This window comes from Phaeospirillum tilakii (assembly GCF_042683125.1).
GTDB lineage: Bacteria > Pseudomonadota > Alphaproteobacteria > Rhodospirillales > Magnetospirillaceae > Phaeospirillum > Phaeospirillum tilakii.
Genome location: NZ_JBHUIY010000001.1, coordinates 171,146 through 193,867, shown reverse-complemented (window position 1 = coordinate 193,867; position 22,722 = coordinate 171,146). Strand labels below are relative to the sequence as shown.

Annotated in this window: 27 protein-coding genes; 12 read left to right on the top strand and 15 right to left on the bottom strand. The window is 69.7% G+C overall.

What is annotated here, in order from left to right; all coding sequences use genetic code 11:
- The first annotated feature begins 62 nt into the window (after positions 1 to 62).
- From ACFSNB_RS00885 to hpnI, 10 genes are all read left to right on the top strand, one after another.
- A complete protein-coding gene (locus ACFSNB_RS00885) occupies positions 63 to 743 on the top strand; it encodes a DUF4410 domain-containing protein (RefSeq protein ID WP_377313591.1) in 681 nt (226 codons plus the stop codon).
- 159 nt (positions 744 to 902) lie between these two features.
- Positions 903 to 1,142 carry a hypothetical protein gene (locus tag ACFSNB_RS00880; RefSeq protein ID WP_377313589.1) on the top strand — a complete coding sequence of 80 codons (240 nt, stop codon included), beginning with the start codon at positions 903 to 905 and terminating at the stop codon, positions 1,140 to 1,142.
- A 329-nt stretch (positions 1,143 to 1,471) separates the two neighbouring features.
- Complete coding sequence (locus ACFSNB_RS00875) at positions 1,472 to 1,921, top strand: hypothetical protein (RefSeq protein WP_377313587.1); 450 nt, start codon at positions 1,472 to 1,474, stop codon at positions 1,919 to 1,921.
- Positions 1,922 to 1,929: 8 nt separating this feature from the next.
- Complete coding sequence (locus ACFSNB_RS00870; RefSeq protein ID WP_377313585.1) at positions 1,930 to 2,295, top strand: hypothetical protein; 366 nt, start codon at positions 1,930 to 1,932, stop codon at positions 2,293 to 2,295.
- Positions 2,296 to 2,339: 44 nt separating this feature from the next.
- Positions 2,340 to 2,627, top strand: a complete 288-nt coding sequence (locus ACFSNB_RS00865; RefSeq protein WP_377313584.1) for a hypothetical protein — start codon at positions 2,340 to 2,342, stop codon at positions 2,625 to 2,627.
- The gene (locus tag ACFSNB_RS00860) at positions 2,624 to 2,998 is read left to right on the top strand and encodes a hypothetical protein (protein ID WP_377313583.1); all 375 of its coding nucleotides are present in this window, start codon (positions 2,624 to 2,626) and stop codon (positions 2,996 to 2,998) included. Before ACFSNB_RS00865 ends, ACFSNB_RS00860 begins: the two co-directional genes overlap by 4 nt.
- A complete protein-coding gene (locus ACFSNB_RS00855; RefSeq protein WP_377313581.1) occupies positions 2,976 to 3,326 on the top strand; it encodes a YtxH domain-containing protein in 351 nt (116 codons plus the stop codon). Before ACFSNB_RS00860 ends, ACFSNB_RS00855 begins: the two co-directional genes overlap by 23 nt.
- Position 3,327: 1 nt before the next feature.
- Positions 3,328 to 5,418 carry a heavy metal translocating P-type ATPase gene (locus tag ACFSNB_RS00850; RefSeq protein WP_377313579.1) on the top strand — a complete coding sequence of 697 codons (2,091 nt, stop codon included), beginning with the start codon at positions 3,328 to 3,330 and terminating at the stop codon, positions 5,416 to 5,418.
- A gap of 117 nt (positions 5,419 to 5,535) precedes the next feature.
- Complete coding sequence (gene gloA, locus ACFSNB_RS00845; protein ID WP_377313577.1) at positions 5,536 to 5,946, top strand: lactoylglutathione lyase; 411 nt, start codon at positions 5,536 to 5,538, stop codon at positions 5,944 to 5,946.
- Between the two features lie 140 nt (positions 5,947 to 6,086).
- Positions 6,087 to 7,262 carry a bacteriohopanetetrol glucosamine biosynthesis glycosyltransferase HpnI gene (gene hpnI / locus ACFSNB_RS00840; protein ID WP_377313575.1) on the top strand — a complete coding sequence of 392 codons (1,176 nt, stop codon included), beginning with the start codon at positions 6,087 to 6,089 and terminating at the stop codon, positions 7,260 to 7,262.
- A gap of 109 nt (positions 7,263 to 7,371) precedes the next feature.
- Here the strand turns inward: hpnI and trmFO are convergent, their stop codons facing one another.
- Together trmFO and ACFSNB_RS00830 are read right to left on the bottom strand one after the other, a co-directional pair.
- Complete coding sequence (gene trmFO, locus ACFSNB_RS00835; RefSeq protein ID WP_377313574.1) at positions 7,372 to 8,709, bottom strand: methylenetetrahydrofolate--tRNA-(uracil(54)-C(5))-methyltransferase (FADH(2)-oxidizing) TrmFO; 1,338 nt, start codon at positions 8,707 to 8,709, stop codon at positions 7,372 to 7,374.
- Between the two features lie 52 nt (positions 8,710 to 8,761).
- Positions 8,762 to 9,010 (bottom strand): hypothetical protein, encoded by a 249-nt coding sequence (locus ACFSNB_RS00830; RefSeq protein WP_377313572.1) that lies wholly within the window; start codon positions 9,008 to 9,010, stop codon positions 8,762 to 8,764.
- A 186-nt stretch (positions 9,011 to 9,196) separates the two neighbouring features.
- Between ACFSNB_RS00830 and ACFSNB_RS00825 the strand changes: the two genes are divergently transcribed.
- Positions 9,197 to 9,604, top strand: a complete 408-nt coding sequence (locus ACFSNB_RS00825) for a DUF4170 domain-containing protein (RefSeq protein ID WP_377313570.1) — start codon at positions 9,197 to 9,199, stop codon at positions 9,602 to 9,604.
- Between the two features lie 45 nt (positions 9,605 to 9,649).
- Here the strand turns inward: ACFSNB_RS00825 and ACFSNB_RS00820 are convergent, their stop codons facing one another.
- Positions 9,650 to 9,970 carry a peptidylprolyl isomerase gene (locus ACFSNB_RS00820; RefSeq protein ID WP_377313569.1) on the bottom strand — a complete coding sequence of 107 codons (321 nt, stop codon included), beginning with the start codon at positions 9,968 to 9,970 and terminating at the stop codon, positions 9,650 to 9,652.
- A gap of 83 nt (positions 9,971 to 10,053) precedes the next feature.
- Between ACFSNB_RS00820 and ACFSNB_RS00815 the strand changes: the two genes are divergently transcribed.
- Positions 10,054 to 10,599, top strand: a complete 546-nt coding sequence (locus ACFSNB_RS00815; protein WP_377313567.1) for a pseudouridine synthase — start codon at positions 10,054 to 10,056, stop codon at positions 10,597 to 10,599.
- Positions 10,600 to 10,737: 138 nt separating this feature from the next.
- On the opposite strand, the gene lpxB is transcribed toward ACFSNB_RS00815, so the two are convergent.
- The 12 genes from lpxB to frr all read right to left on the bottom strand — a co-directional run bounded on the left by lpxB (position 10,738) and on the right by frr (position 22,718).
- Positions 10,738 to 11,901, bottom strand: a complete 1,164-nt coding sequence (gene lpxB, locus ACFSNB_RS00810) for a lipid-A-disaccharide synthase (protein WP_377313565.1) — start codon at positions 11,899 to 11,901, stop codon at positions 10,738 to 10,740.
- The gene (locus ACFSNB_RS00805) at positions 11,898 to 12,725 is read right to left on the bottom strand and encodes an LpxI family protein (RefSeq protein ID WP_377313563.1); all 828 of its coding nucleotides are present in this window, start codon (positions 12,723 to 12,725) and stop codon (positions 11,898 to 11,900) included. The genes lpxB and ACFSNB_RS00805 overlap by 4 nt, the downstream gene beginning before the upstream one ends.
- 130 nt (positions 12,726 to 12,855) lie before the next feature.
- On the bottom strand, positions 12,856 to 13,656 hold the full coding sequence (gene lpxA, locus ACFSNB_RS00800) for an acyl-ACP--UDP-N-acetylglucosamine O-acyltransferase (protein ID WP_377313561.1): 801 nt from the start codon (positions 13,654 to 13,656) through the stop codon (positions 12,856 to 12,858).
- Positions 13,656 to 14,120: a 3-hydroxyacyl-ACP dehydratase FabZ gene (gene fabZ, locus ACFSNB_RS00795; protein WP_377313559.1), complete on the bottom strand. Its 465-nt coding sequence runs from the start codon at positions 14,118 to 14,120 to the stop codon at positions 13,656 to 13,658. The genes lpxA and fabZ overlap by 1 nt, the downstream gene beginning before the upstream one ends.
- A 72-nt stretch (positions 14,121 to 14,192) precedes the next feature.
- The gene (gene lpxD / locus ACFSNB_RS00790) at positions 14,193 to 15,215 is read right to left on the bottom strand and encodes a UDP-3-O-(3-hydroxymyristoyl)glucosamine N-acyltransferase (protein ID WP_377313557.1); all 1,023 of its coding nucleotides are present in this window, start codon (positions 15,213 to 15,215) and stop codon (positions 14,193 to 14,195) included.
- Positions 15,216 to 15,221: 6 nt separating this feature from the next.
- Entirely contained in the window at positions 15,222 to 15,866 is a 645-nt protein-coding gene (locus ACFSNB_RS00785; protein ID WP_377313555.1) for an OmpH family outer membrane protein, read from the bottom strand.
- A gap of 53 nt (positions 15,867 to 15,919) precedes the next feature.
- Positions 15,920 to 18,193, bottom strand: a complete 2,274-nt coding sequence (gene bamA, locus ACFSNB_RS00780) for an outer membrane protein assembly factor BamA (protein WP_377313553.1) — start codon at positions 18,191 to 18,193, stop codon at positions 15,920 to 15,922.
- A gap of 43 nt (positions 18,194 to 18,236) precedes the next feature.
- Positions 18,237 to 19,394, bottom strand: coding sequence for an RIP metalloprotease RseP (rseP, locus tag ACFSNB_RS00775; protein WP_377313551.1), 1,158 nt, complete (start codon positions 19,392 to 19,394; stop codon positions 18,237 to 18,239).
- 19 nt (positions 19,395 to 19,413) lie between these two features.
- Positions 19,414 to 20,574 (bottom strand): 1-deoxy-D-xylulose-5-phosphate reductoisomerase, encoded by a 1,161-nt coding sequence (locus ACFSNB_RS00770; protein WP_377313549.1) that lies wholly within the window; start codon positions 20,572 to 20,574, stop codon positions 19,414 to 19,416.
- A 34-nt stretch (positions 20,575 to 20,608) separates the two neighbouring features.
- A complete protein-coding gene (locus tag ACFSNB_RS00765; RefSeq protein ID WP_377313547.1) occupies positions 20,609 to 21,397 on the bottom strand; it encodes a phosphatidate cytidylyltransferase in 789 nt (262 codons plus the stop codon).
- 8 nt (positions 21,398 to 21,405) lie between these two features.
- The gene (locus ACFSNB_RS00760; protein ID WP_377313545.1) at positions 21,406 to 22,140 is read right to left on the bottom strand and encodes an isoprenyl transferase; all 735 of its coding nucleotides are present in this window, start codon (positions 22,138 to 22,140) and stop codon (positions 21,406 to 21,408) included.
- 5 nt (positions 22,141 to 22,145) lie between these two features.
- Positions 22,146 to 22,718, bottom strand: a complete 573-nt coding sequence (gene frr / locus ACFSNB_RS00755) for a ribosome recycling factor (RefSeq protein ID WP_377313544.1) — start codon at positions 22,716 to 22,718, stop codon at positions 22,146 to 22,148.
- Positions 22,719 to 22,722 lie beyond the last annotated feature (4 nt).

Sequence of the window (22,722 nt, the reverse complement as noted above, 5' to 3'; positions counted from 1 at the left end):
GCCGGGATGCCGCCTTGCGGGTATCATCGCCGCCGGCGCAAGCGAAGGGGGGCGTTCCGGTCATGGTCCGCAAATATTTCCTGTGTCTGGCCGTGCTGGCCCTGACCGCCTGCGCCCAGGCGCAGGTCACCGCGCGACACGAGGAGGCGAACGCCGCCGCGACGGCGCCGCCGGTGGTCTATGTCGCCGATTTCGACCTCCAGGCCGGGGAGATCCAGTCCGACTCGCCGCTGGCGGGGCTGCCCCGGCCCGGCCTGCTCGGCAACGGGCCGCTCGGGCTGCTGAAGTCGCGCGAGTCGCAGGCACGGTCGCTGGTCGATCTGATGGCCTCGACCATCGTCGCCGATCTGGCCAAGGCCGGCATCCCCGCCCGGCGCTGGAATGACGGCACGCCGGTGCCGACCAGCGGCTGGATGGTGCGCGGCGCGTTCCTGACGGTGGACGAGGGCAACCGGCTGCGGCGGGCGGTGATCGGCTTCGGCAGCGGCCAGACCGACCTCCAGGTCGCCACCAGCATCGATCAATTGTCGGCAGAGGCGGCGCCGGCCCCGCTCTATCAGGTTGATACCGCCGCCGACAGCGGCCGGATGCCGGGCGCGATCGTCACCCTCAATCCCTACGCGGCGGCGGCGCGCTTCGTCCTGAGCGGCCACGACCTCGACCGCGGCACCAAGGCCACCGCCGGCAAGATCGCCGAGGAGGTGGCGCAACGCCTGCGCGCCGCCCCACCCGCCCCGGAGTGAAGCCCCCCCATTGATGGGATCCAAGGGCCTTGCGGCCCTTGGCGGGTGCGGGCAGAGCCCGCCTTTTTGCCTTTCATCGCCGCTTCGCTTGACAGCCCGCCCCGAATCCATCACCCTTCCATCTGCAAACGATTCGCATTTGCATAATGGAGGGGACCGATGGAGGATTACCGTCGTTTCGAAGAGGCCGTCGCCCTGGTCCGCCGGGCCGGGGTGATCCCCACCCCCGCCCGGCTGGCGGTAGCGCAATTGCTGCTCGACCATCCCGGCGGCGCCTCGCTGGAACAGCTGACCGATCAGGCCGCCGAGCGCGATCTTGGCCTGTCGGCGGACGGGGTCGCCGCCGCCGTCGCCGTGCTGCGGCCACGGCGCGCCGCCGGCGTTGCGCTGGAGCGATAGACCGCCCTCTCCCGCCCCGGTGGCGGAAACCGGCTTGACGGCGCCGCCGCTTTGCCGTACCCCCGACTCTGAGAATGGGAATCAGAGTCAGTCACATTGAAATCCAGTCCTCTTGATCGCTGTCGTTCCCGTGCCCATGTCCGTAGCGACAGGGTCACCGGCCTCCAGGGGCCGGTGCCGACGGCGTTGACCAACACCTGAACATTATCAAAAAAAGCACTCGGGACTCCTTGACGGGGCCGCAGTGTCATCGTACCGTCATCGACAGCGATATTTGAACCGGCACAACATAACCTCTGCTTTTATTTAGCACGAACGACAGGAACGCCATGGTTATTGCCTCGCACATCCCAGGCCGCCTTCGTCTGCGCGGAGATGATCTTCGCGACACCGCGCTGTGCCGGTCGCTGATCCAGCAATTGTCCGAGCTTGACCCCACGGTGACCGTCACCGCCGGGCGCCATTGCGGCAGCCTGCTGATCGGCTACGACCCCGCCCGCCTCGCCCCGGCCCGGCTGACCGCCTGGGCGACGGCGCGAACCGCCCCCCGACCCGCCCCGGCCGCGCCACGCGGCGAACGCCGCGCCGTCGCCGGCTGGAACCGGACCCTGACCGGGCGCGACGCCAACCGCGTCGCCAAATACGGCCTGCTCGCCAGCACGGCGGTGATGCTGCTGGCCCTGGCCGGCAACACCCGCCTGCACGCCGCCGCCGGGGGGCTCAACATCGCCTTTCTGCTGGTCCACCTTGCCCACCATCGCGGCAAATGGCTGAGGTAGCCCCGTCGATGTCCACCGCCACCGCCTGGGTCGCCACCCCCGCCTTGCTGCTCGACTGGACCAGCCGCCTGTCGATCGCCCACCACATTCCCGGCCGGATCCGGCTCAAGCTGCGCACCGACGGGATCGACCTGTCCGGCCTCGGCGACGGGGTGCGCGCCTTCACCGCCGCCCTCGGCGCCTGTGCCGCGATCGATCAGGTCCAGGTCAACCTGTTGGCGCGGTCCTGCACCATTACCTACAACGCCCGGGACCTGGCCCCATCGACCTGGTCCGATCTGATCGAGGGTCAGGACACCGCGCCGGTGCGGGACCTGATCGAGGCGATCGCCGCCGCCGCCCGCGCCAACGAAAAACGGGCCCGCGCCGGCTGAGTCAGGGGCGTCCGCGCCCGCCCAGAGGGGAAAAGGAGGAAGGCATGCACCCTGTCCTGATGTTTTCCGCCGGTCTGCTGACCGGCATCGTCGGCATCCGTCTCGCCAAGAAGGCCGGGACCAGCGCCACCGCCCACGATCTGGGCGAGAAGACCCGCCACGGCGTCGGGCAGGCCCGCGACGGCCTGCGCCAGGCCACCGTCGATGGCCTCGCCGCGGTCGAGCGGGCCTCGGCCTCGCTGCGCGGCCGGCTGGAGAGCCCGCCCGCCGCCGACGCGCCCGCCCCCGGCGCGGACGAGGCCAAGCCGGCCGGCGATGGAGCGAAATCGTGAAGAAGGTCAAGGCCCTGGGTCGGAAGGGCAAGGGTCTGGCCTCGCTCGGCGAGAGCCCGACCGAGATCTTCCTGCGCGGGTTCCTCGCCGCCGGGCTGCTGACCGCCGTGCGCGACCGGCTCGACCCCGACGAACCCACCGCCAATTCCCGCAAGGTGCTGCGCCATGCCCTCCAGGGCGGTTTCGCCCTGACCGGGGCCACCCTGGCCGCGCGCGGCCTCGCCCGGCGCGATTACGGTCTGACCACCCTCGCCGCCGGGCTGGCCACCGCCGGGGTGATCGCCGCCGAATATGCCCTGCGTCCGGCCGAAACCGCCGGATTTGTCCCCGCCATCGAGGAGCCGAACCGTGTCGAAGAAGAAGAAGAATAAGGGCAAAAAGAAAAACTGGACGGTCTGCCCGGTCACCGGCCGGCGCGTGCCGCCCGGCTATGTCTACGCCCCGCCGGGCGGCGCCGGCACCGGACTGTTCGCCGGGCTGGGCCGGCTGCTGCCGTCGGGCCGGACCGAACAGTTCCTGGTCGGCGCGGCGATCGGCGCCGCCGCCGCCTATGTCCTGTCCGACGACGAATTGCGCGGCAAGCTGCTGGCCTCGGGGGTCAAGCTCTATAACGGTCTGCTCGGCGGGATCGAGGAGATGAAGGAGCAGATCGCCGACATCCAGGCCGAGATCCAGTCCGGTCAGGGCGGAGTGGACTGAGATGACCAGCACCGCCCCGGATCTGTCGGTCGAGATCGTTCACCGCCTGCCGGGGCGGGTCCGCCTGCGCTATCGCTCGCGCCCGCATCACGGGGTGCTGTGCCCCGACACCCTGCGCGCCGCCGCGCTGGCGCTCGACGGGGTGCGCTCGGCCCGGGTCAACCCCGCCGCCCGCGCCCTGGTGCTGGAATTCGATCCCGCCCGCGCCACCCCGGCCGGCCTGCGCCGCCAGATCGCCGCGCTGGGGCGGATCGACCTCAGCCTTTCGCCGCCGGTGGCGGTGCCGCCCTCCCCGCCCCCGGGCGGGCTCGGCGGCGCCCTGATGGCGCTGGCCGGCACCCTGATGCTGCCGGCGCCGCTGCGGCTGCCGCTGACCCTGGTCGCCTCGCTGCCGCTGCTGCGCCACGCCTGGGAGGATTGGCGCGACAACGGCCTGACCTCGCACGGGCTGGAGGGGCTGGCGGTGTCGATCTCGCTGGCGCGCGGCGACAGCATCGCCGCCGCCACCACCATCTTCCTGGTGACGCTGGGCGAGGTGCTGGAGGAATCGATCGCCCGCCGCTCCGACGCCCTGCTGAAGACCCTGCTGCGCCCGGCCGCCGACAGCCTGTGGCTGCTGCGCGACGGGGTCGAGATCCAGATTCCGGCCGACGAAGTCCAGGTCGGCGACACGGTGATCGTCGCCACCGGCGCGGTGATCCCGATCGACGGCACCGTGCTCAACGGCGAGGCCACCGTCAACGAAGCCACCATGACCGGCGAAAGCGTCTCGGTGGCCAAGAGCCGGGGCGACGGGGTGCTGTCCGGCACCCTGGTCGAGGAAGGCCGGCTCGCGATCTATGCCGAGCAGGTCGGCGCCGGCACCGCCGCCGCCCGCATCGCCGATTACGTCGAACAATCGCTCGCCGCCAAGAGCGAGGCGCAGATCGAGGCCTCGCGCCTCGCCGACCGCCTGGTTCCCGGGGTGATGCGGCTGGCCGGGGCGACCTATCTGCTGACCGGCAACTGGCGCCGCGCCGCCTCGGTGTTGCAGGCCGATTATTCCTGCGCCCTCAAGCTGGCCACCCCGGTGGCGTTCAAGGCGGCGATGTACGGCGCCGGCCGCAGCGGGGTGCTGGTCAAGGGCGCCAGCGCGCTGGAACGGCTCGCCCAGGCAGACACCTTCGTGTTCGACAAGACCGGCACCCTGACCACCGGCTGCCTGGAGGTGACGGATTCGATCGCCTTCGACCGCGCCTACAGCCCGGACGACCTGATCTGCCTCGCCGCCTCGGTCGAGGAGCATTACTTCCATCCGCTGGCCCTGGCGGTGGTCAACGCCGCCCGCGCCACCCAGAACCACCACCATTTCGACCATCAGGAGGTACAGTTCATCGTCGCCCACGGCGTCGCCAGCACCATCGACGGCCGCCGCATCGTGATCGGCTCGCGCCATTTCGTCGAGGAGGACGAGGGGATCGACGTCTCTTCCTGCGCCGAACTGATCGACACGCTTTATCAGGACGGCAAGACCCTGCTGTTCATCGGCTTCGGCGGCCGGCTGCTCGGGCTGATCGCGCTGAAGGACCGGCTGCGCCCCGATTGCGCCGAAGGGCTGGAGCGCCTGCGCGGCCTGGGGGTCGAGCGGATCCTGATGCTGACCGGCGACCATCCCGACCGCGCCGCCGAACTGGCCGCCAGCCTCGGGCTCGACGGCTTCCATGCCGGGCTGCTGCCGCAGGACAAGGCGCGGATCATCGGCGAGCTGGCCGCGCGCGGCCACCGCATCGCCTTCGTCGGCGACGGCATCAACGACGCCCCCGCCCTGGCCGGCGCCCATGTCGGCATCGCGATGCACAAGGGCGCCGACATCGCCCGCCTGACCGCCGACATCGCCCTGCTGGAGGACCGTTTCTCCGGCATCGTCACCGCCAAGGCGGTCGCCAACGCGGCGATGGCCCGCATCGCCGGCAATTACCGCCTGACCGTCGGCTGCAACACCGCGATCCTGGCCGCCGCCGCCGGCGGGCTGCTGTCGCCCACCCTGACCGCGCTGCTGCACAACGGCACCACCCTCGGCCTGCTGCTCAACGCCCTGCGGCCGATCCGCTGAGCCGCCGGCCGGCTTTCCTGTCGCCGATTTCATCCTCGACGCCGCCGCCGGCGCTTGGCCGGCGGCGCGGTTCAGGGCAGTCTGCCGGGTGAAATCCCCATCACCAGGAGAGCCTTGATGACCTCTGCCCCCGACACCGCCGGCTGGCGCCTGCTCCACACCATGATCCGGGTCGGCGATCTCGACCGCTCGATCGATTTCTACACCCGCCTGCTGGGGATGAAGCTGCTGCGCCGCACCGACTACCCCGAAGGCCGCTTCACCCTGGCCTTCGTCGGCTATGGTGCCGAATCCGATCACACCGTGGTCGAACTGACCCACAATTGGGATACCGCCAGCTACGATCTCGGCACCGGCTTCGGCCATCTCGCCCTCGCCGTGCCCGACATCCATGCCGCCTGCGCCGCGCTGGCCGAGGCCGGGGCCAGGATCGTCCGCGCCCCCGCGCCGATGAAGCATGGCAGCACCGTGATCGCCTTCGTCGAGGATCCCGATGGCTATCGCATCGAGCTGATCGAGAGAATCTGACACGACGGAAGATAGAAAAACTTATCACTAACGTTCATTGGTAGAGTTACGTACATTCCTCTGGACCGAATGAGGTTTGTCGTATATCCCCACCGGAGGGCGGATACGTTCCGTTACCGACCGTTACGATGGGGTACGGCATGGAGATCACGGGCATCGGTGGAGGGCAGACCGCCCTGGCGTTGGCAGTGACGGCGGGAGTGGCCTATACCGGGCTCGGTCTGCGTCAGGTGCTGGGTTGGCGGGGCAACCGCCCGCCCGGCCCGGCGCGGTCCTGGCGCTGGCGCGAAGCGGCGCCGGAGCTGCCGCCGCTGTCGGTGCTGAAGCCGCTGTGCGGCGCCGAACCCCGGCTGTACGAATGCCTGCGCTCGTTCTGCCAGCAGGATTACCCCGATTTCCAGATCGTGTTCGGCGTCCGCCATGCCGACGACCCGGCGGTGGCGGTGGTCGAGCGGCTGCGGCGCGACTTCCCCGAGCGCGAGATCGCGCTGGTGTGCGACAGCCGGCTGCACGGCAGCAATCTCAAGATCAGCAATCTGGTCAACATGCAGGCGGCCTGCCGCCACGACCTGATCATGCTGTCGGACAGCGACATCGAGATCGCGCCGGGCGCGCTGCGGGCGATCACCGCCGAGATGACCGCCAACCCGGCGGTGGGCGCGGTGTCGTGCCTGTATGTCGGCCAGTCCACCGCCGGCTGGGTGTCGCGGCTGGGGGCGCTCAACGTCAATGGCTGGATCCTGCCCTCGGTGCTGCTCGACAAGGCGATCAACGGCATCGATTGCGCGATGGGAGCGGTGCTGCTGCTGCGGCGGGCAGCACTCGATTCGGTCGGCGGGCTGGAGGCGGTGGCCGATCATTTCGCCGACGATCACGAGATCGGCGAGCGGCTGACCGAGGCGGGCTGGCTGGTGCGGCTGTCGGCCCATCCGGTCACCACCATGGTCAACGAGACCCGGCTGTCCGACCTGCTGCGCCACGAGATCCGCTGGGCCCAGACGGTGTGGGTGACCCGTCCGTTCGCCCATCTGCTGTCGGTGGTGTGCTTCCTGCTGCCGGTCCAGCTCGCCCTGCTGGCGCTGGCGCCGAGCTGGCCCGGCGCCCTGGCGGTGCTGGGCTACATCCTGCTGCGCCTCGGGCTGGTGGCGTCGGTCAACCGCCGCTTCGCCCTGCCCCGGCCGGATTCGCTGTGGCTGGTGCCGCTGCGGGAATGCCTGTGCTTCGTCGGCTGGCTCGGCTGCATGACCCGCCGCACCATCGTCTGGCGCGGCCATGCCTTCCGCCTGCGCCGCGACGGGCGCCTGATTCCGGCCTGAAAAATCCATTCGCGGGCTCTGCCCGCCCCCGCCAAGGGCCGCAAGGCCCTTGGAACCCTTTCCTTGCCCTTCGCGCGGCAAGCCCCCCCCGCCCCAGGCGGGGCGCCCGTTACAGCGCCAGCCAGGGCGCCAGATCGGCGCGGGCGCGGGCGGCGTAGAGCGCCTTGCGCTCGCGCCCCTTGACCCGGCGGCCGTTCTCGTCGCGCTCGGGCGGCGGCGGGAACAGGCCGAAGGTGACGTTCATCGGCTGGAAGCTGGCGGCATCGCCACCGCCGGTGACATGGCCGAGCAGCGCGCCGAAGGCGGTGGTCGGCGGCGGCGGCGGCAACTCGCGCCCCTGGGCGCTGGCGGCGGCGAACCGCCCGGCCAGCAGCCCGATCGCCGCGCTTTCGACATAGCCCTCGCAGCCGGTGATCTGGCCGGCCAGCCGCAGCCGGGGCAGCGCGCGCAGGCGCAGATCCGGAGTCAGCACCCGGGGGCCATTGACGAAGGTGTTGCGGTGCAGCCCGCCCAGGCGGGCGAATTCGGCGTTTTCCAGCCCGGGGATAGTGCGGAACAGCCGGGTCTGCTCGCCATGGCGCAGCTTGGTCTGGAAGCCGACCATGTTGTAGAGGGTGCCGAGCGCGTTGTCCTGGCGCAACTGGACCACCGCGAACGGCTTGGGCCCGTTGGGGTTGGTCAGCCCGACCGGCTTCATCGGCCCGAACGCCAGGGTGCCGCGCCCGCGCGCCGCCATCACCTCGATCGGCAGGCAACCCTCGAAATAAGGGGTGTCCTTTTCCCAGTCGCGGAACGGCACCGTCTCGCCGGTCAGCAGGCCGTCGATGAAGGCGTCGTACTGCTCGCGCGACAGCGGGCAGTTGATGTAGTCCGAGCCCTCGCCCTTGTCGTAGCGCGACTGGAACCACGCCTTGGAGAAATCAATGCTGTCGCGCACCACGATCGGGGCGATCGCGTCGAAGAACGACAGCGAATCCTCGCCGGTGACCCCGGCCAGGGCCGAGGCCAGGGCGGGCGCGGTCAGCGGGCCGGTGGCCAGGATCGCCTCGCCCCATTCCTCCGGCGGCAGGGTCTCGACCTCCTCGCGCACCAGGGTGACGTTGGGATGGTCGGCCAGCGCCGCCTCGACCCGGGCGGAGAACGCCTCGCGATCGACCGCCAGCGCGCCGCCGGCCGGCACCCGGCAGGCGTCGGCGGCGGCCAGAATCAGCGAATCCGCCCGCCGCATTTCCTCATGCAGCAGGCCGACCGCGTTGTGGTCGGCATCGTCGGAGCGCAGGCTGTTGGAACAGACCAGTTCGGCCAGCCCGTCGCCATGATGGGCCGGGCTGCGCCGGTGCGGACGCATTTCGTGGAGGATCACCGGCAGGCCGGCGCGGGCGAGCTGCCAGCTGGCTTCGCAGCCAGCCAGACCGCCGCCGATGACATGGAGGGGGCGCGCATTCATGGCGCCGGAAATAGCCGCTTCGGCGCCCCCTGTCCAGCCCGGCTTGGACCGCCTAGGTATAAAGCTGCGCCATCCAGCCGGTCGAACCGCCATTGACGCCGCTGGTCGAACTGGTGCCGGTGACGGCGGCGCCGGTGGCGACGCTCTTGCCGCCACTGAGGTCGAGCGGCCCGAAGGCGTACTGGGCGAAGGCGCTGGAGGGGCCGGTCTGCCCCGCCTGCTCGGTCTTTTCGGTCTTGTCCTTGGCGTCGTCCTTGCGGTTGAGCAGGAGGTGGGCGGGAACCGCGGTAACGTTCTGCATTGCGAATCCTCCGGAGGAGATCGTTTGGGCAAAACCCAAGCAGAAAGCATGCCAGCCGCGAAACCGTTGCGAATCAAGGCCAAGGCCGCCGGCAAGACGGCAGATTTTGCCGCCGGGGCGGGCGATGGGAGATTTCTTCCCGGTCGATTGTCGGCTATATAGGGAAAAATCAAACGCGGAGGCGCCATGTCGCGCAAATACTATGTCGTCGGCGGCGAATACGCCGACACCAGCTTCACCACGCTGGCCCCCGGTCAGGTCGAGGAATGTTTCGGCCCGTTCGCCGAGCGCGAAGCGCACGAATGCTGGCGGGCCCTGACCGGCAAGACGGTCGACAATGCGATGGTGCGCTATTTCCTGCGCGCCGAGGAAGGCGGCGGCGACGGCGGCTGGTACGTGGTCGGCGGCGAATATACCGGCACCGACTTCACCACCATCGCTCCCGGCCGCTCGCTCGAGGTGCGCGGCCCGTTCGACCGCGCCACCGCGCTCGCGACCTGGCGCGAACTGACCGGGCGGACGGTGGACAGCGCGCTGACCCGCTATGACCTGTGCAGCGAGGCGGAAATGACCCGCCGCCACGCGGCGGGCTGAGCGATCCCCGGCGCGCCCCCGAACGGGCGGCGCGCCGGGCCGCGATCAGGCGATGCGGTGAATCAGATGATAGCCGAACGCGGTCTCGACCACGCCGCTGACCTCGCCGGGGGCGAGGGCGAAGGCGGCCTTGTCGAATTCCGGCACCATCGCGCCGCGGCCGAAGGCACCGAGATCGCCGCCATCCTCGCCCGAGGGACAGTCGGAATATTCGCGGGCCATCTTGCCGAACTCGGCGCCCTCGCGGATCTGGTCGAGGATCTCGGAGATGGCGGTCAGCGCCTCCTCCTTGCTCCGGGTCGCTTGCGAGCGCATCGAGCCCTTGTACATCAGCAGGATGTGGGCGGCGCGGATCTGATCGGACATGCGAAACTCCGAGGAATGAACAAGGCGGCCACTCTAGAGCCGTTTCCCGCCAAATGGAACCGGCAGCAAATCAACGAGGCGCCATGCCCCCCCGCCTGATCCTGTTCAACAAACCTTACGACGTGCTGTGCCAGTTCACCGATCGCGACGGTGGCCGGGCGACGCTGAAGGATTACATCGACCAGCCGGATTTCTACCCCGCCGGCCGGCTCGACCGCGATTCCGAGGGATTGCTGGTGCTGAGCGAGGGCGGCGCCGCCACCGCCCGGATCGCCGATCCGCGCGCCAAGATGGCCAAGACCTACTGGGCCCAGGTCGAGGGTCTCCCGACCGAAGCGGCGCTGGCCGCGCTGCGCCAGGGGGTGATGCTGAAGGACGGCCCGACCCGCCCGGCCGGCGCCCGCCGCATCGCCGAGCCGGAAGGACTGTGGCCACGCACCCCGCCAATCCGCTACCGCGCGGCGATTCCCACCAGTTGGATCGAACTGACCCTGCGCGAGGGCCGCAACCGCCAGGTCCGGCGGATGACCGCCGCGGTCGGCTTCCCCACCCTGCGCCTGATCCGCTGGGCGATCGGCGACTGGACCCTGGCCGGCCTCGCGCCCGGCGAATGGCGCAGACTCCCGTGACCCCCCCCTGCGGGGCTGCCGCCCCGGCCCCGCCTGGAGGCTGGCGCCTCCAGACCTCCCCTTGTTTTATCAATAAAATCAAAGGGGGTTTGGGGCATCGCCCCAAATGGGTTTGGGCGATAGCCCAATAACGGAGCGTCAGAGTGCCGCGAGGATCGCCTCGGCGGCGCGATCGCTGGGCGAGGCCCCACTCCCCAGCCCGAGCCGTCCCAACGCCAGTGCCGCTCCCTCGCGCTGGGCCGCCACCGCCGCCGGATCGTCGAGCAACTGGCCGACCGCCGCATGCAGCTTGTCCGGGGTACAGGCCTCCTGCAACCGCTCCGGCATCACCTCGCGCCCGGCGAGGATGTTGACCAGCGAGACGAAGCGCAGATCGAGGCCGAGGAAGCGGGTGGCGACGAAGGCCGACAGCGGCGACACCCGGTAGGCGATCACACTCGGCACCCGGGCCATCGCCAATTCCAGCGCCACGGTGCCGGAGGCCGCCAGCGCCGCCGAACTGGCGGCGAAGGCGGCGTAGCGTTCCGCGCGGCCATGGACGATCCGCACCGGCAGCGCCCAGTCGCGGGTGGCGGCTTCGACGGCGGCGGCGACGGTCTCGACCGTCGGCACCACCAGACCGAGCCCGGGATGGCTGGCGGCGAGACGGGCGACGGTGGCGCCGAACACCGGCAGCAGGCGCGAGGTCTCCGACCGCCGGCTGCCGGGCAGCAGGCACAGCAATTTCTGCTCCGGGGCGAAACCGTGCGCGGCGCGGAAGGCGGCGGCGTCACCCTGCCCCGCCGCGCCCTCGATCACCGGATGGCCGACATGGACCGCGCGCAGCCCTTCCTTCTCGAACCAGACCGGCTCGTCGGGCAGCAGGGTCAGCAGCAGGTCGAGGCAGCCGGCCAGGGTGCGCGCCCGCCCGGCCTTCCACGCCCACACCATCGGCGCGACGTAATGGATGCGGCGGCAGGGCAACCCGCGCTGTTTCAGCCCGGCCTGGATCCGGCCGCAGAAGCCCCAGGAATCGATCGTGACCACCGCCGCCGGAGCGCGGGCCTCGATGTCGGCGAAGGTCTGGCGCAGGCGCTTGAGGATGCGCGGCAGGCGCGGCAGCACCTCGACCAGCCCCATCACGCTGAGATCGGCCATCGGAAACAGGGATTGCAGCCCGGCGGCGCGCATTTCCTCGCCACCGATGCCGGCGAAGCGGACCCGGCCGCCGCTCTGGCGGGTCAGCGCCGCCATCAGCCGCGCCCCCAGCAGGTCGCCCGACGGCTCCCCGGCAATCAGATAGATCAGCGGGGGTTCGCTCATGGCGTGATCCCCACCACGAACAGCCCGAGCCGCTCGGCGGCGGCGGCGACCTCGGCCCGGCCCAGCACCAGCGCGCCGCCGGCCTCGACCGCGATGCCGCGCAGCCCGGCGGCGGCGGCGGCCTCGACGGTGCGGACCCCGATCGCCGGCAGATCGACCCGCCGCTCCTGCCCCGGCTTCTTCAGCTTGACCAGCACCCCGCCGACCCCCGCGCGCGCCAACTCGCCGCAGCGGGCCAGCAGCCGGTCGGTGCCCTCGATCGCCTCGACCCCCAGCACCAGCCCCTGCTGCACCACCACCGACTGCCCGACATCGACCGCGCCGAGGGCGCGGGCCACCACCACCCCCCGGGCGATGTCGGCCTCGGCCTGCTCGTCCGGCGCCGGCCCGGCCTGCCGCCCGGCCTCGGCCAGACAGCCTTCCAGCACCTGATCGACCCCGACGACGCGGAACCCTTCGCTCTCGATCTCGCCCACCACCGCCCGCAGCAGGCCGTCATCGCCCAGCGCCTTCAGCCCGACCCGGGCGAAGAAACGGGCGGTGCGCCAGTCGGGCGCCAGTTCGGCCAGCGAGGGCCGCCGCACCGGCCCGACCATCACCACCTCGGCCACCCCGGCCCGGCGCAGATGCGCAAAGCCGGTGCCAGCCTCGCCCAGCCGGATCCAATCCACCGGCAGCCCGGCCGCCGCGATCACCGCCGGATCGGCATGGCCCGACAACGCCAGCAGATGCGCCGGCCGCCCCTCGGACCGGCAGGCCGCCGCCACCAGACCGGGCAGCATCCCGCCGCCGGCGATGATCCCCAGGGTCGAACGCTCGCTCACCGGTGTTGTGTCCTTTCAAACGTGGGCTCCGCCCACACCCGCCAAGGGCCGAAGGCCCTTGGATCCCATCGATAATCAAAGGGGTCCAGGGGCCTTCGGCCCTTGGCGGGTGCAGGGCGGAGCCCTGCGATCAGCTAGCGTCGCCGAAACGGGGGGTGCTGAGCGAGCGCGAGGTATCGGAGCGGATGAAGGCGATGATCTCCATCACCACCGGATTGGCGTGGAACTGCTCCTCGACGTCGCTGAGCCGCTCCTGCAACGTCCCCTCGGGGGCGAACAGCAGGCGGTAGGCGTTGCGCAGGGTGTGGATGTCATCGCGCGAGAAGCCGCGCCGCTTGAGCCCGACGATGTTGAGCCCGTTGAGATAGGCGCGGTTGCCGATCACCATCCCGAACGGGATCACGTCGGCCTCGACCCCGGTCATGCCGCCGATCATCGCGTGCTTGCCGATGCGGACGAACTGATGCACCGCCGACAGCCCGCCGAGAAACGCGTACTCGCCGACGGTGACATGGCCGGCCAGGGTGGCGTTGTTGGCCATGATCACATGGTCGCCGACCTGGCAATCATGGGCGACGTGGGCGCTCGCCATCAGCAGGCAGTGATTGCCGACGCGGGTGATCATCCCGCCGCCCTCGGTGCCGGGATTGATGGTGACGTGCTCGCGGATCTGGGCGTCGGTGCCGATCTCCAGCGTCGAGGGCTCGCCCTTGTATTTGAGGTCCTGCGGGCGGTGGCCGATCGAGGCGAACGGGAACACCCGCGAGCGGGCGCCGATCCGGGTGCGGCCGGCGACCACCACATGGGACAGCAGTTCGACCTCGTCGTCGAGCACGACGTCGGGGCCGACCACGCAGAACGGGCCGATCCGGACGGTATCGGCGATCTGGGCGGCGGGATCGACCACCGCGGAAGGATGGATCTCGGTCATTATTCGTCCAGGATCATGGCGGCATAGGTCGCCTCGGCGACCAGGGTGCCGGCGACCTTGGCCTCGGCACGGAACTTCCAGACGTTGCCGCGGCTGCGTTCCTTGAAGACGTGGATCATCAGCTGGTCGCCCGGGCCGACCGGCTTGCGGAAGCGGCAGGTATCGACGCTCATGAAATAGACCAGCTTGCCCTCCGCCGACGGGCCGAGCGTCTCGACCACCAGCACCGCGGCGGTCTGGGCCATCGCCTCGATGATCAGCACCCCGGGGAACACCGGGCGCGAGGGGAAATGGCCCTGGAAAAACGGCTCGTTGATGGTGACGTTCTTGATGCCGACCGCGCTTTCGCCAGCGATGACATCGACCACCCGATCCACCAGCAGGAAAGGATAGCGGTGGGGGATCATTTGCAGGATCCGGTTGATGTCGATGACCTTGCCGCGGTCGGTAACGGTGCTGTCCATATCTGTTCCCTGCCTTGTCTGTCCTTTCTGGCCGGCCGGCGCCCGGCCGCCGCGCCGGGCGCGGCCGGGGCGTCAGCCCGGCTTGCGCCGCGCCATCCGCCCGATCATCGCCGACGCCCGCAGCCATTCCGCCATCGGCACCGCCGGCGCGCCGCCGACGGTCTCGCCCGGGGCGACGTCGCGCATCACCCCGGCCTGGGCGGCGAGACGGGCGCCGCTGCCGATATGCAGATGGCCGGTGATGCCCGCCTGTCCCCCGGCGGCGACGAAATCGCCGAAATGGGTCGAGCCGGAAATGCCGACCTGGGCGACGATCACGCAACCGCGCCCCAGATGGACGTTGTGCCCAATCTGAACCAGGTTGTCTATCATGCAGCCGTCGCCGATCACCGTATCGGGGCCGGCGCCACGGGCGATGGTGGTGTTGGCGCCGATTTCGACCGCGTCGCCGATGATCACCCGGCCGAGCTGCGGCACCTTGAGGCAGCCTTCCGGCCCCATCGCGAAGCCGAACCCGTCCTGACCGATGCGGGCGCCGGGCTGGATCGTCACCCCCCGGCCGACCAGGGCATGCGACAGGCTGACATGGGCGCCGATCCGGCTGCCGGCACCGATCACCACCCCCTCGCCGATCACCGCGTTGGCGCCGATCACACAACCGGGGCCGATCTCGGCCCGGGCGCCGATCACCGCGCCGGGCTCGATCCGGCAGGGCTCGCCGATGCGGGCGTCGGGATCGATCCAGGCGGTCGGCGCCCGCCACGGCTCGACCGTGGCGGCGGGGTAGAACGCCTGGGCGACGCGGGCATAGGCGCGATAGGGATCGGCCGCCACCAGCAGCGCCATCCCGGCCGGGGCCTTGTCGACCATCGCCGGAGCGACGATGCAGACACCGGCCTGGCTGGCGAGGAACGCGGTGAAATATTTGCGGTTGTCGAGGAACGACACCTGATCGCGCGCGGCATGGTCGAGCGGGGCGACGTCGGTGTAGCGCGCGTCCAGATCGACGGTCCCGGCCGGGGTGGCGCCGGCGATCTTCGCCAGCTCGGCCAGGGTGAACGGCCCGGCGACGGTAAAGAAACGTGAATCGGCCATGGGCGGCTATTTTCTCCCCGATTTGGCCGGCGCGGACTCCTCCACCACCGGCTCAGGAAACGTGATGCTGGGCAGGCGGCGGTTGACCCGTTCGATCACCTGGGCGGTGATGTCCATGCTCGGCTCGTGCAGCACCACCTGCTGCTTGGGCAGCACCAGGGCGGCACCGCGTTCGCTGGCGATCTCGCCGGTGGCGCTGAGGATGGCGTTGGTCAGTTCGGCGGCGGCGGCCTCGCTCGATTTCTCGAGGGCGCGCACCGCAAGCTGGGTGCGGCGCTGGAACGCCACCACCTGCTGTTCGAGTTCCTTGACCTTCTGGTCGTAGGCCTCCTGCGACATCGTCCCCTTCTGGCGGGCCAGCGCCTGATCGCTGGCCTCCAGCCGCTGGCGGGCGGCGTTGAAATCGGCCTGGAAGCTCTGCTGATAGCGGTCGCGCTGACCGATCAGCGCCTTGCCGGCCTGGGACTCGCGCTGGGCCTGCTGGACGTCGACGATGATGATCGAAACCGGCGGCACCGGGGCGGCGGCCGGCGCCCCCTCGGCCGCCCGGCCCGGGCCGGTCAGCAACAGCGCCGCCGCCAGCACCAGCCAGGCCGCCGCGCGACGCGGCGCCGGCGGGGTGCCCGGCCCCGATCCAAGTCTGTTGGTCATTGCCGCCATGGGTATCCGCCGCGATCCGCCGGGGCGTTCGGCCCCGGCCGGGATCAGAATTTGGTGCCGAAGTTGAACTTGATCAGTTCCTTCTTGTCGTAGTTTTCCTTCATCAGCGGGATGCCGAAATCGAGGGTCAACGGCCCCATCGGCGACTTCCAGCCGACGCCGACGCCGATCGACATCCGCATCGCACTCGACTGCTCCACCCCCGAACTGTCGTTGACGTCGGTCGGGCCGACGGTGCCGACATCGGTGAAGGCCTCGCCGGTGACGCCGAATTCCTCGGGCAGGCCGAGCGGGAAACGGACCTGGGCGCTGCCGGTGGCCATCCACACCCCGCCCAGCGCGTCGCCGGTGTTCTTGTCGCGCGGACCGACGCCGCCGGTGGCGAAGCCGCGCAGGCTGTCGCCGCCGACGAAGAAGCGGTCGGTGATCCGCACCTTCTGGCCCAGGCCGGCGATGTAGCCGTTGGTGGTGGTCAGCGCCAGCACCACCTTGTCGGCCAGGGTGAAGTACTGACCGCCCGACAGCATGCCGCGGACGTAACGGGCATCGCCGCCAAGGCCGGCGAATTCGGCCGAGCTGCGGAGGAAATAGCCCTCGCCCGGGTCGATCCGGCTGTCGCGCTGATCGTAGGTCAGGCCGGTGGAAACCGACGAGGTGACGCGCGAGCCGAGCTGTTCCAGGATGTAGGGCGAGGTCGAATCGACGTTGGTCACCTTGTCCTGCTTCAGGGTGTATTTCCAGTCCTGACGCAGGTGGTCGTTGATGGCGTAGGCCATCCGGGTGTCGCCGCCGATGGTGCGGGAATTGTACGAGCTGCTGGTTTCGTTCTCGCGCACCACCGCGAACAGGTCGAAGCCGGCGGCGATGTCGTGATCGAGGAAATAGGGCTCGGTGAACGAGAAATTGAGCTGGGACCGGCTGGCGGCCAGCGTGCCGGACAGGGTGACGTCCTGGCCACGGCCGAGCAGGTTGCGCTCGCGGATCGAGGCTTCGAGCAGCGGGCCGATCTGGCTCGACCAGCCGACGCCGAAGCTCAGTTCGCCGGTCGATTTCTCCTGCACGTCGACCTTGATCACGGTGCGGTCGGGCGCGGTGTCGGACGGAACGTTGGTGACCTCGGCCTTCTCGAAGAAATTGAGGTCCTTCAGCCGCTCGCGCGAGCGGCGCAGCTTGGCGGTGTTGAAGGCGTCGCCCTCGACCAGCCGGAACTCGCGCCGGATCACCTTGTCGAGGGTGCGGACGTTGCCGTTGATGTCGATCCGCTCGACGAACACCCGGGGGCCTTCCTGGATGTCGTAGGTGACATCGATGATCTTGGTGTCGCGGTTGCGGTTGACCTGCGGCCGCACATCGACGAAGGCGTAGCCCTTGGTGCCGATCGCGTCGGTCAGCTTCTGGACGATGTCCTCGACCTGATCGGCGTTGTACCAGTCGCCTTCCTGGCTGACCACCAGCGGCTGGAGGTCCTCGACCTTGAGGTCGCGCAGGCTGCTGGTGATGGTCGATTTGCCGAACTTGTACCGTTCGCCCTCGTCGAGGGTGTAGGTGATGAAGAACCCCTCGCGGTCGGGGGTCAGTTCGGCGATCGCCGAGGCGACGCGGAAATCGGCATAGCCGCGCTTCAGATAGAAGCGGCGCAGCAGCTCGCGGTCATAGGTGACGCGATCGGGATCGTAGGTGTCGTCCGAGCTGAGGAAGCGGTACCAGCGTTCCTCCTTGGTCTGCAACACCTCGCGCAGATTGTCCTCGGCATAGCGGCGGTTGCCGACGAAGGCGATGCGGCGGACGTAGGTCGGCTGGCCCTCGCTGATCTCGTAGACCAGATCGACGCGGTTCTGTTCGAGCTGGATGATCTTCGGCTCGACCGTCGCGGCGAAACGGCCGTTGCGGCGGTAGAGGTCGAGGATGCGCTTGACGTCGGCCTGGACCTTGGTGCGGGTGTAGACCGTGCGCGGCTTGAGCTGGACCTCGGACAAGAGCTGGTCCTGCTTGAGCTTGCGGTTCCCCTCGAAGGCGATGCGGTTGATGATCGGGTTTTCGACCACCCGCACCACCAGGGTGTCGCCGTCCTGGCGGATGGTGACGTCGGCGAACAGGCCGGTGTCATACAGCGCCTTCAGCGACCGGTCGATCCGCTCGGGATCGAATGGATCGCCCTCGGTCAGGGTCATGTAGGAACGGACGCTATCCACTTCGATGCGCTGGGTGCCCTGCACCACCACCGAGCGGATCTGGCCGGACGCCTGGGCCCAGACGGGGCCCGCGGCCGAGACCATCACCAGGCCCGCCACCACCCCGGTCCACAGCCTTACGCCCATCGGTGTCTCCCTTGCCAGCCCAATGCTCCGCCCCGGCGTGGGGTCACGAGAACAGCCGAACGACCGCGTCCCAGACCGGCAAGGCCACAATGTCATTGCGGGTCGCGAAGATCATTAAGGCCAATACCAGAAACAGCCCGATTCGAAAACCATATTCTTGGGCGCGCTCGCCAAGAGGCCGGCCAAGGATCGCCTCCACGGCATAGAAAAGAAGGTGGCCGCCATCGAGAACCGGGATAGGAAAAAGGTTGATCAGACCAAGATTCAGCGACAGCAGGATGGTGTAGTAGATCACGCTCGACAGGCCGAGCTGGGCCGCCTCGCCCGCCCCCTTGGCGATGCGGATCGGCCCGCCCAGTTCGTCGGAATTGCGGGTGCCGCTGATCATCTGGCCGATGCCGACGAAGGTGGCCCGCACCATCGCCCCGGTTTCGGACAGGGATTCGCCCAGCGCCGAAATCGGGCCGTGATGGATCACCCGGGTGCTGGCCGGATTGGCCGACACGCCGAGCACCGGCACCTTTTCCATGTCGCCGAACAGGCCCTTGCGCAGGTCGATGCGCGGCCGGGCGCTGATGGTCAGGGTCTCGTCGCCGCGCTTCAGCGTCAGTTCGAGCGGCTGCTCGATCTCGAGCCGGACGATGCGCTGGATGTCCTGGAACCGCTCGACCGCGCGGCCGTTGATCGCCACCACCCGGTCGCCGACCTGGATCCCGGCGGCCTCGGCGGCGGTGCCGGGGAACACGCCGCCCACCACCGGCTCGGTCACCGGCTGGCCCAGCACCATGAACAGCCCGGCCAGACCCAGCACCGCGAACACCAGATTGGCGGCCGGCCCGGCCGCCACCACCGCCGCCCGCTGCCCCAGCCGCTTGTGCTGGAACGACCAGGATTTCTCCTCCTCGGTCAGCTCGCGCGGCTCGGGCGTGGCCGAGGCGGCGTCGGCGTCGCCGAAGAAGCGGACATAACCGCCGAGCGGGAACAGCGCCACCCGCCAGCGGGTGCCGGTCCTGGTGTTCCAGCCCCACAATTCCGGGCCGAAGCCGATCGAGAACACCTCGACCCGCACCCCGTTGGCCCGCGCCACCAGGTAATGCCCCAACTCGTGGACGAACACCACCACGGTGATGATCACCAGGAAGATCACCACGTAGTACCACACGCCATGCAGCACGTTGGTCAGCAGAAGGGACAAATCCATCGGGCGGGCCTCTGGTTGTTCAAAGCTGCCCGATCACCGACTCGGCATGGCGCCGCGCCGCCTGATCCTGGGCGAGAACGTCCTCGATCGAGCCGAGGTCGCGATGATTGACGCCGTCGATGGTCTTCTCGACCACCCGGGCGATGTCAAGGAAGCCGATGCGGCGGCCGAGGAAGGCGGCCACCGCCACCTCGTTGGCGGCGTTGAGCACCGCCGTCACCGACGAGCCGGCCCGCATCGCCTCGCGCGCCAGCCGCAGCGCCGGGAAGCGCTCGGGGTCGGGCGCCTCGAAGGTCAGGGTGGCGATGGCGGCCAGATCGAGCCGCGGCACCGGGGCCGGGATGCGGTTGGGCCAGCCCAGCGCCAGGGAAATCGGGGTCCGCATGTCGGGCGAGCCGAGCTGGGCCAGCACCGAGCCGTCGCGATAGGCCACCAGCGAATGCACCACCGACTGCGGATGCACCACCACGTCGATCTGCTCTTCCGGCATGCCGAACAGGTGGTAGGCCTCGATCATCTCGAGCCCCTTGTTGAACATCGAGGCGGAATCGACCGAGATCTTGGCCCCCATCGACCAGTTGGGATGGGCCACCGCCTGTTCCGGCGTCACATTCGCCATGTAGGCGCGGTCCTTGGTGCGGAACGGCCCGCCCGAGGCGGTGAGGATGATCTTCTCGACCTGATCGCGCTGGCGGGTGTCGAGCACCTGGAAGATCGCCGAATGCTCGGAATCGACCGGCACCAGGGTGGCGCCATGGGTCTCGATCTCGGCCATCACCAGCGAGCCGGCACAGACCAGCACTTCCTTGTTGGCCAGCCCGATGGTGGCGCCGCGCCGGATCGCCCGCAGCGTCGGCGCGAGGCCGGCGGCGCCGACGATCGAGGCCATCACCCACTCGGCCGGCAGATCGGCGGCATCGGCCACCGCGGCGGCGCCGGCGGCGACCTCGGTGCCGGTGCCGGCCAGCGCCTCCTTCAGCGCCGGATAGGCGGATTCATCGGCGACCACCGCCACCCGGGGCTTCAGCCGGCGGACCTGATCGGCCAGGATGTCGACGCGGGAATTGGCCACCAGCGCCTCGACGCGGTACAGCTCCGGACTGGCCTCGACCAGTTCGACGGTATTGCGCCCGATCGAACCGGTCGAGCCGAGAATCGTCACCCCACGCCTTGCGCTCATAACCCCCCTCACTCTCATCAGGAAAAGATGGTCGTCACGACCAGCTCAGAACCGCGCGACCGGTCAGCAGGGCCAGCAGGGCCACCGCCGCCGCCGCCGCCAGCAGGCCATCGACGCGGTCGAGCACCCCGCCATGGCCGGGAATGATTCCGCTCGAATCCTTGACCCCCCAGCGGCGCTTGACCCAGGATTCGAACAGGTCGCCGGCCTGGGCCACCACGGCAAGGCCGGCGCTGGCCAGCGCCACCCACGGCAGGCCCGCCACTCCCTCGGCCCAGGCCACCCCGGCCCCGGCCAGGGCGGCGCAGCCCATCCCGCCGAGCAGGCCGGACCAGGTCTTCTTCGGGCTGACCCGGGGCATCAGCAGCGGCCCGCCGAAGGTGCGGCCCGCGGCATAGGCGCCGATATCGGTCGCCCACACCGCCAGCAGCAGCCACCACACCGTCGCCGCGCCATGCACCGGCTCGCCGCGCAGCCACACCAGCGCCACCGTCGGCAGGCCGACATAAAGCGCCCCCAGCCCCGACCACAGCCGGCGGCCATGCACCGGACAGACCAGCAGGAACGACAGCAGGCTGGCGACGCCGACCATCACCAGCGCCGAATCCGGATCATGCACCGTCCACAGCGCGGCGACGGCACAGAACACGGCCGACAGCTTGCCGGCGGTGCCGAAGCCGCCGCAGGCGATGCGGTGCCATTCCCAGCACATCAGCGCCGAGGCGACGGCGGCGAGCAGGGCGAAGGGATAGCCGCCGGCCCAGGCCGCCAGCAGGGCGGGCGGGGCCAGGACCAGGGCCGACAGGGTACGGGTCTTCAGCAAGTCGCGCTCTACCTCGCCCCGCCGAAGCGCCGGTCGCGACGATGGAAGTCGCGCAGCGCGGTTTCCAGTTCGGCCCGGCCGAAATCCGGCCACAGGGTCTCGATGAACACCAGTTCGGCATAGGCGCCCTGCCACAGCAGGAAATTGCTGATGCGCTGCTCGCCGCTGGTGCGGATGATCAGATCGGGATCGGGGATCCCGGCGGTGAACAGATGGGCGCCGACCACGCTTTCATCGACCTGATCGGGAGCGAGGCCGCCGGCGGCGACGGCGCGGGCCACCGCCCGGGTCGCCTCGACGATCTCCTGCCGCCCGCCATAGGACAGCGCCAGCACTAGGGTCAGATCGACGTTGCCCTCGGTGCGGGCCTCGGCCTCCTCGATCATCCTGACGATGTCGGGGCCAAGGCGCGACCGCTCGCCGATCACCTTGAGGCGGATGCCGTTCTTGTGCAGCGCGTTGATCTCGTTGCGCAGATACAGCCGCAGCAGCCCCATCAGATCGGCGATCTCGCCGGCCGGACGTTTCCAGTTTTCCGACGAGAAGCCGTAGAGGGTCAGATAGGACACCCCCATCTCCCGCGCCGCTTCGACCGTGCGCCGCACGGATTCCGCCCCGCGCTTGTGGCCGGCGGTACGGGGCAGGCCACGGGAACGAGCCCAGCGGCCGTTGCCGTCCATGATGATGGCGACATGGACCGGCGGCGGCGGCGGATCGGCGGCAAGGGGAGAGGAGGCTTCCATGCCCGTCACACCTGAATGATTTCTTTTTCCTTGGCGGCAAGCAGATCATCGATCTTCTTGATCGTGTCGTCGGTGATCGCCTGGACTTCCTTTTCGTGCTTCTTGATCTCGTCCTCGGAGAGATGCCCCTCCTTTTCGAGCTTCTTGAGGCTGTCCATGCCGTCGCGGCGGACGTTGCGGACCGAGATGCGGGCCTGCTCGCTGTACTTGCCGGCGACCTTCTGGAGTTCCTTGCGGCGCTCCTCGTTGAGCGGCGGAATCGGCACGCGGATCAGCTGGCCGTCGGCCTGCGGGTTGAGGCCGAGGCCGGCATTGACGATCGCCTTCTCCACCGCCTTGACCAGCCCCTTGTCCCACACCTGCACGGTCAGCATGCGCGGCTCGGGCACGCCGACGGTGCCGCACTGGCTGAGCGGCATGGTCTGACCGTAGGCCTCGACCACCACCGGGTCGAGCAGGTTGACCGAGGCGCGGCCGGAGCGCAGGCCGGAAAAATCCTTCTTGAGCACATCGACGGCGCTGTCCATGCGCCGGACGATGTCCTTCTTGAGGTCGCTCCAGGTGGTCGGGACAGACACGTTC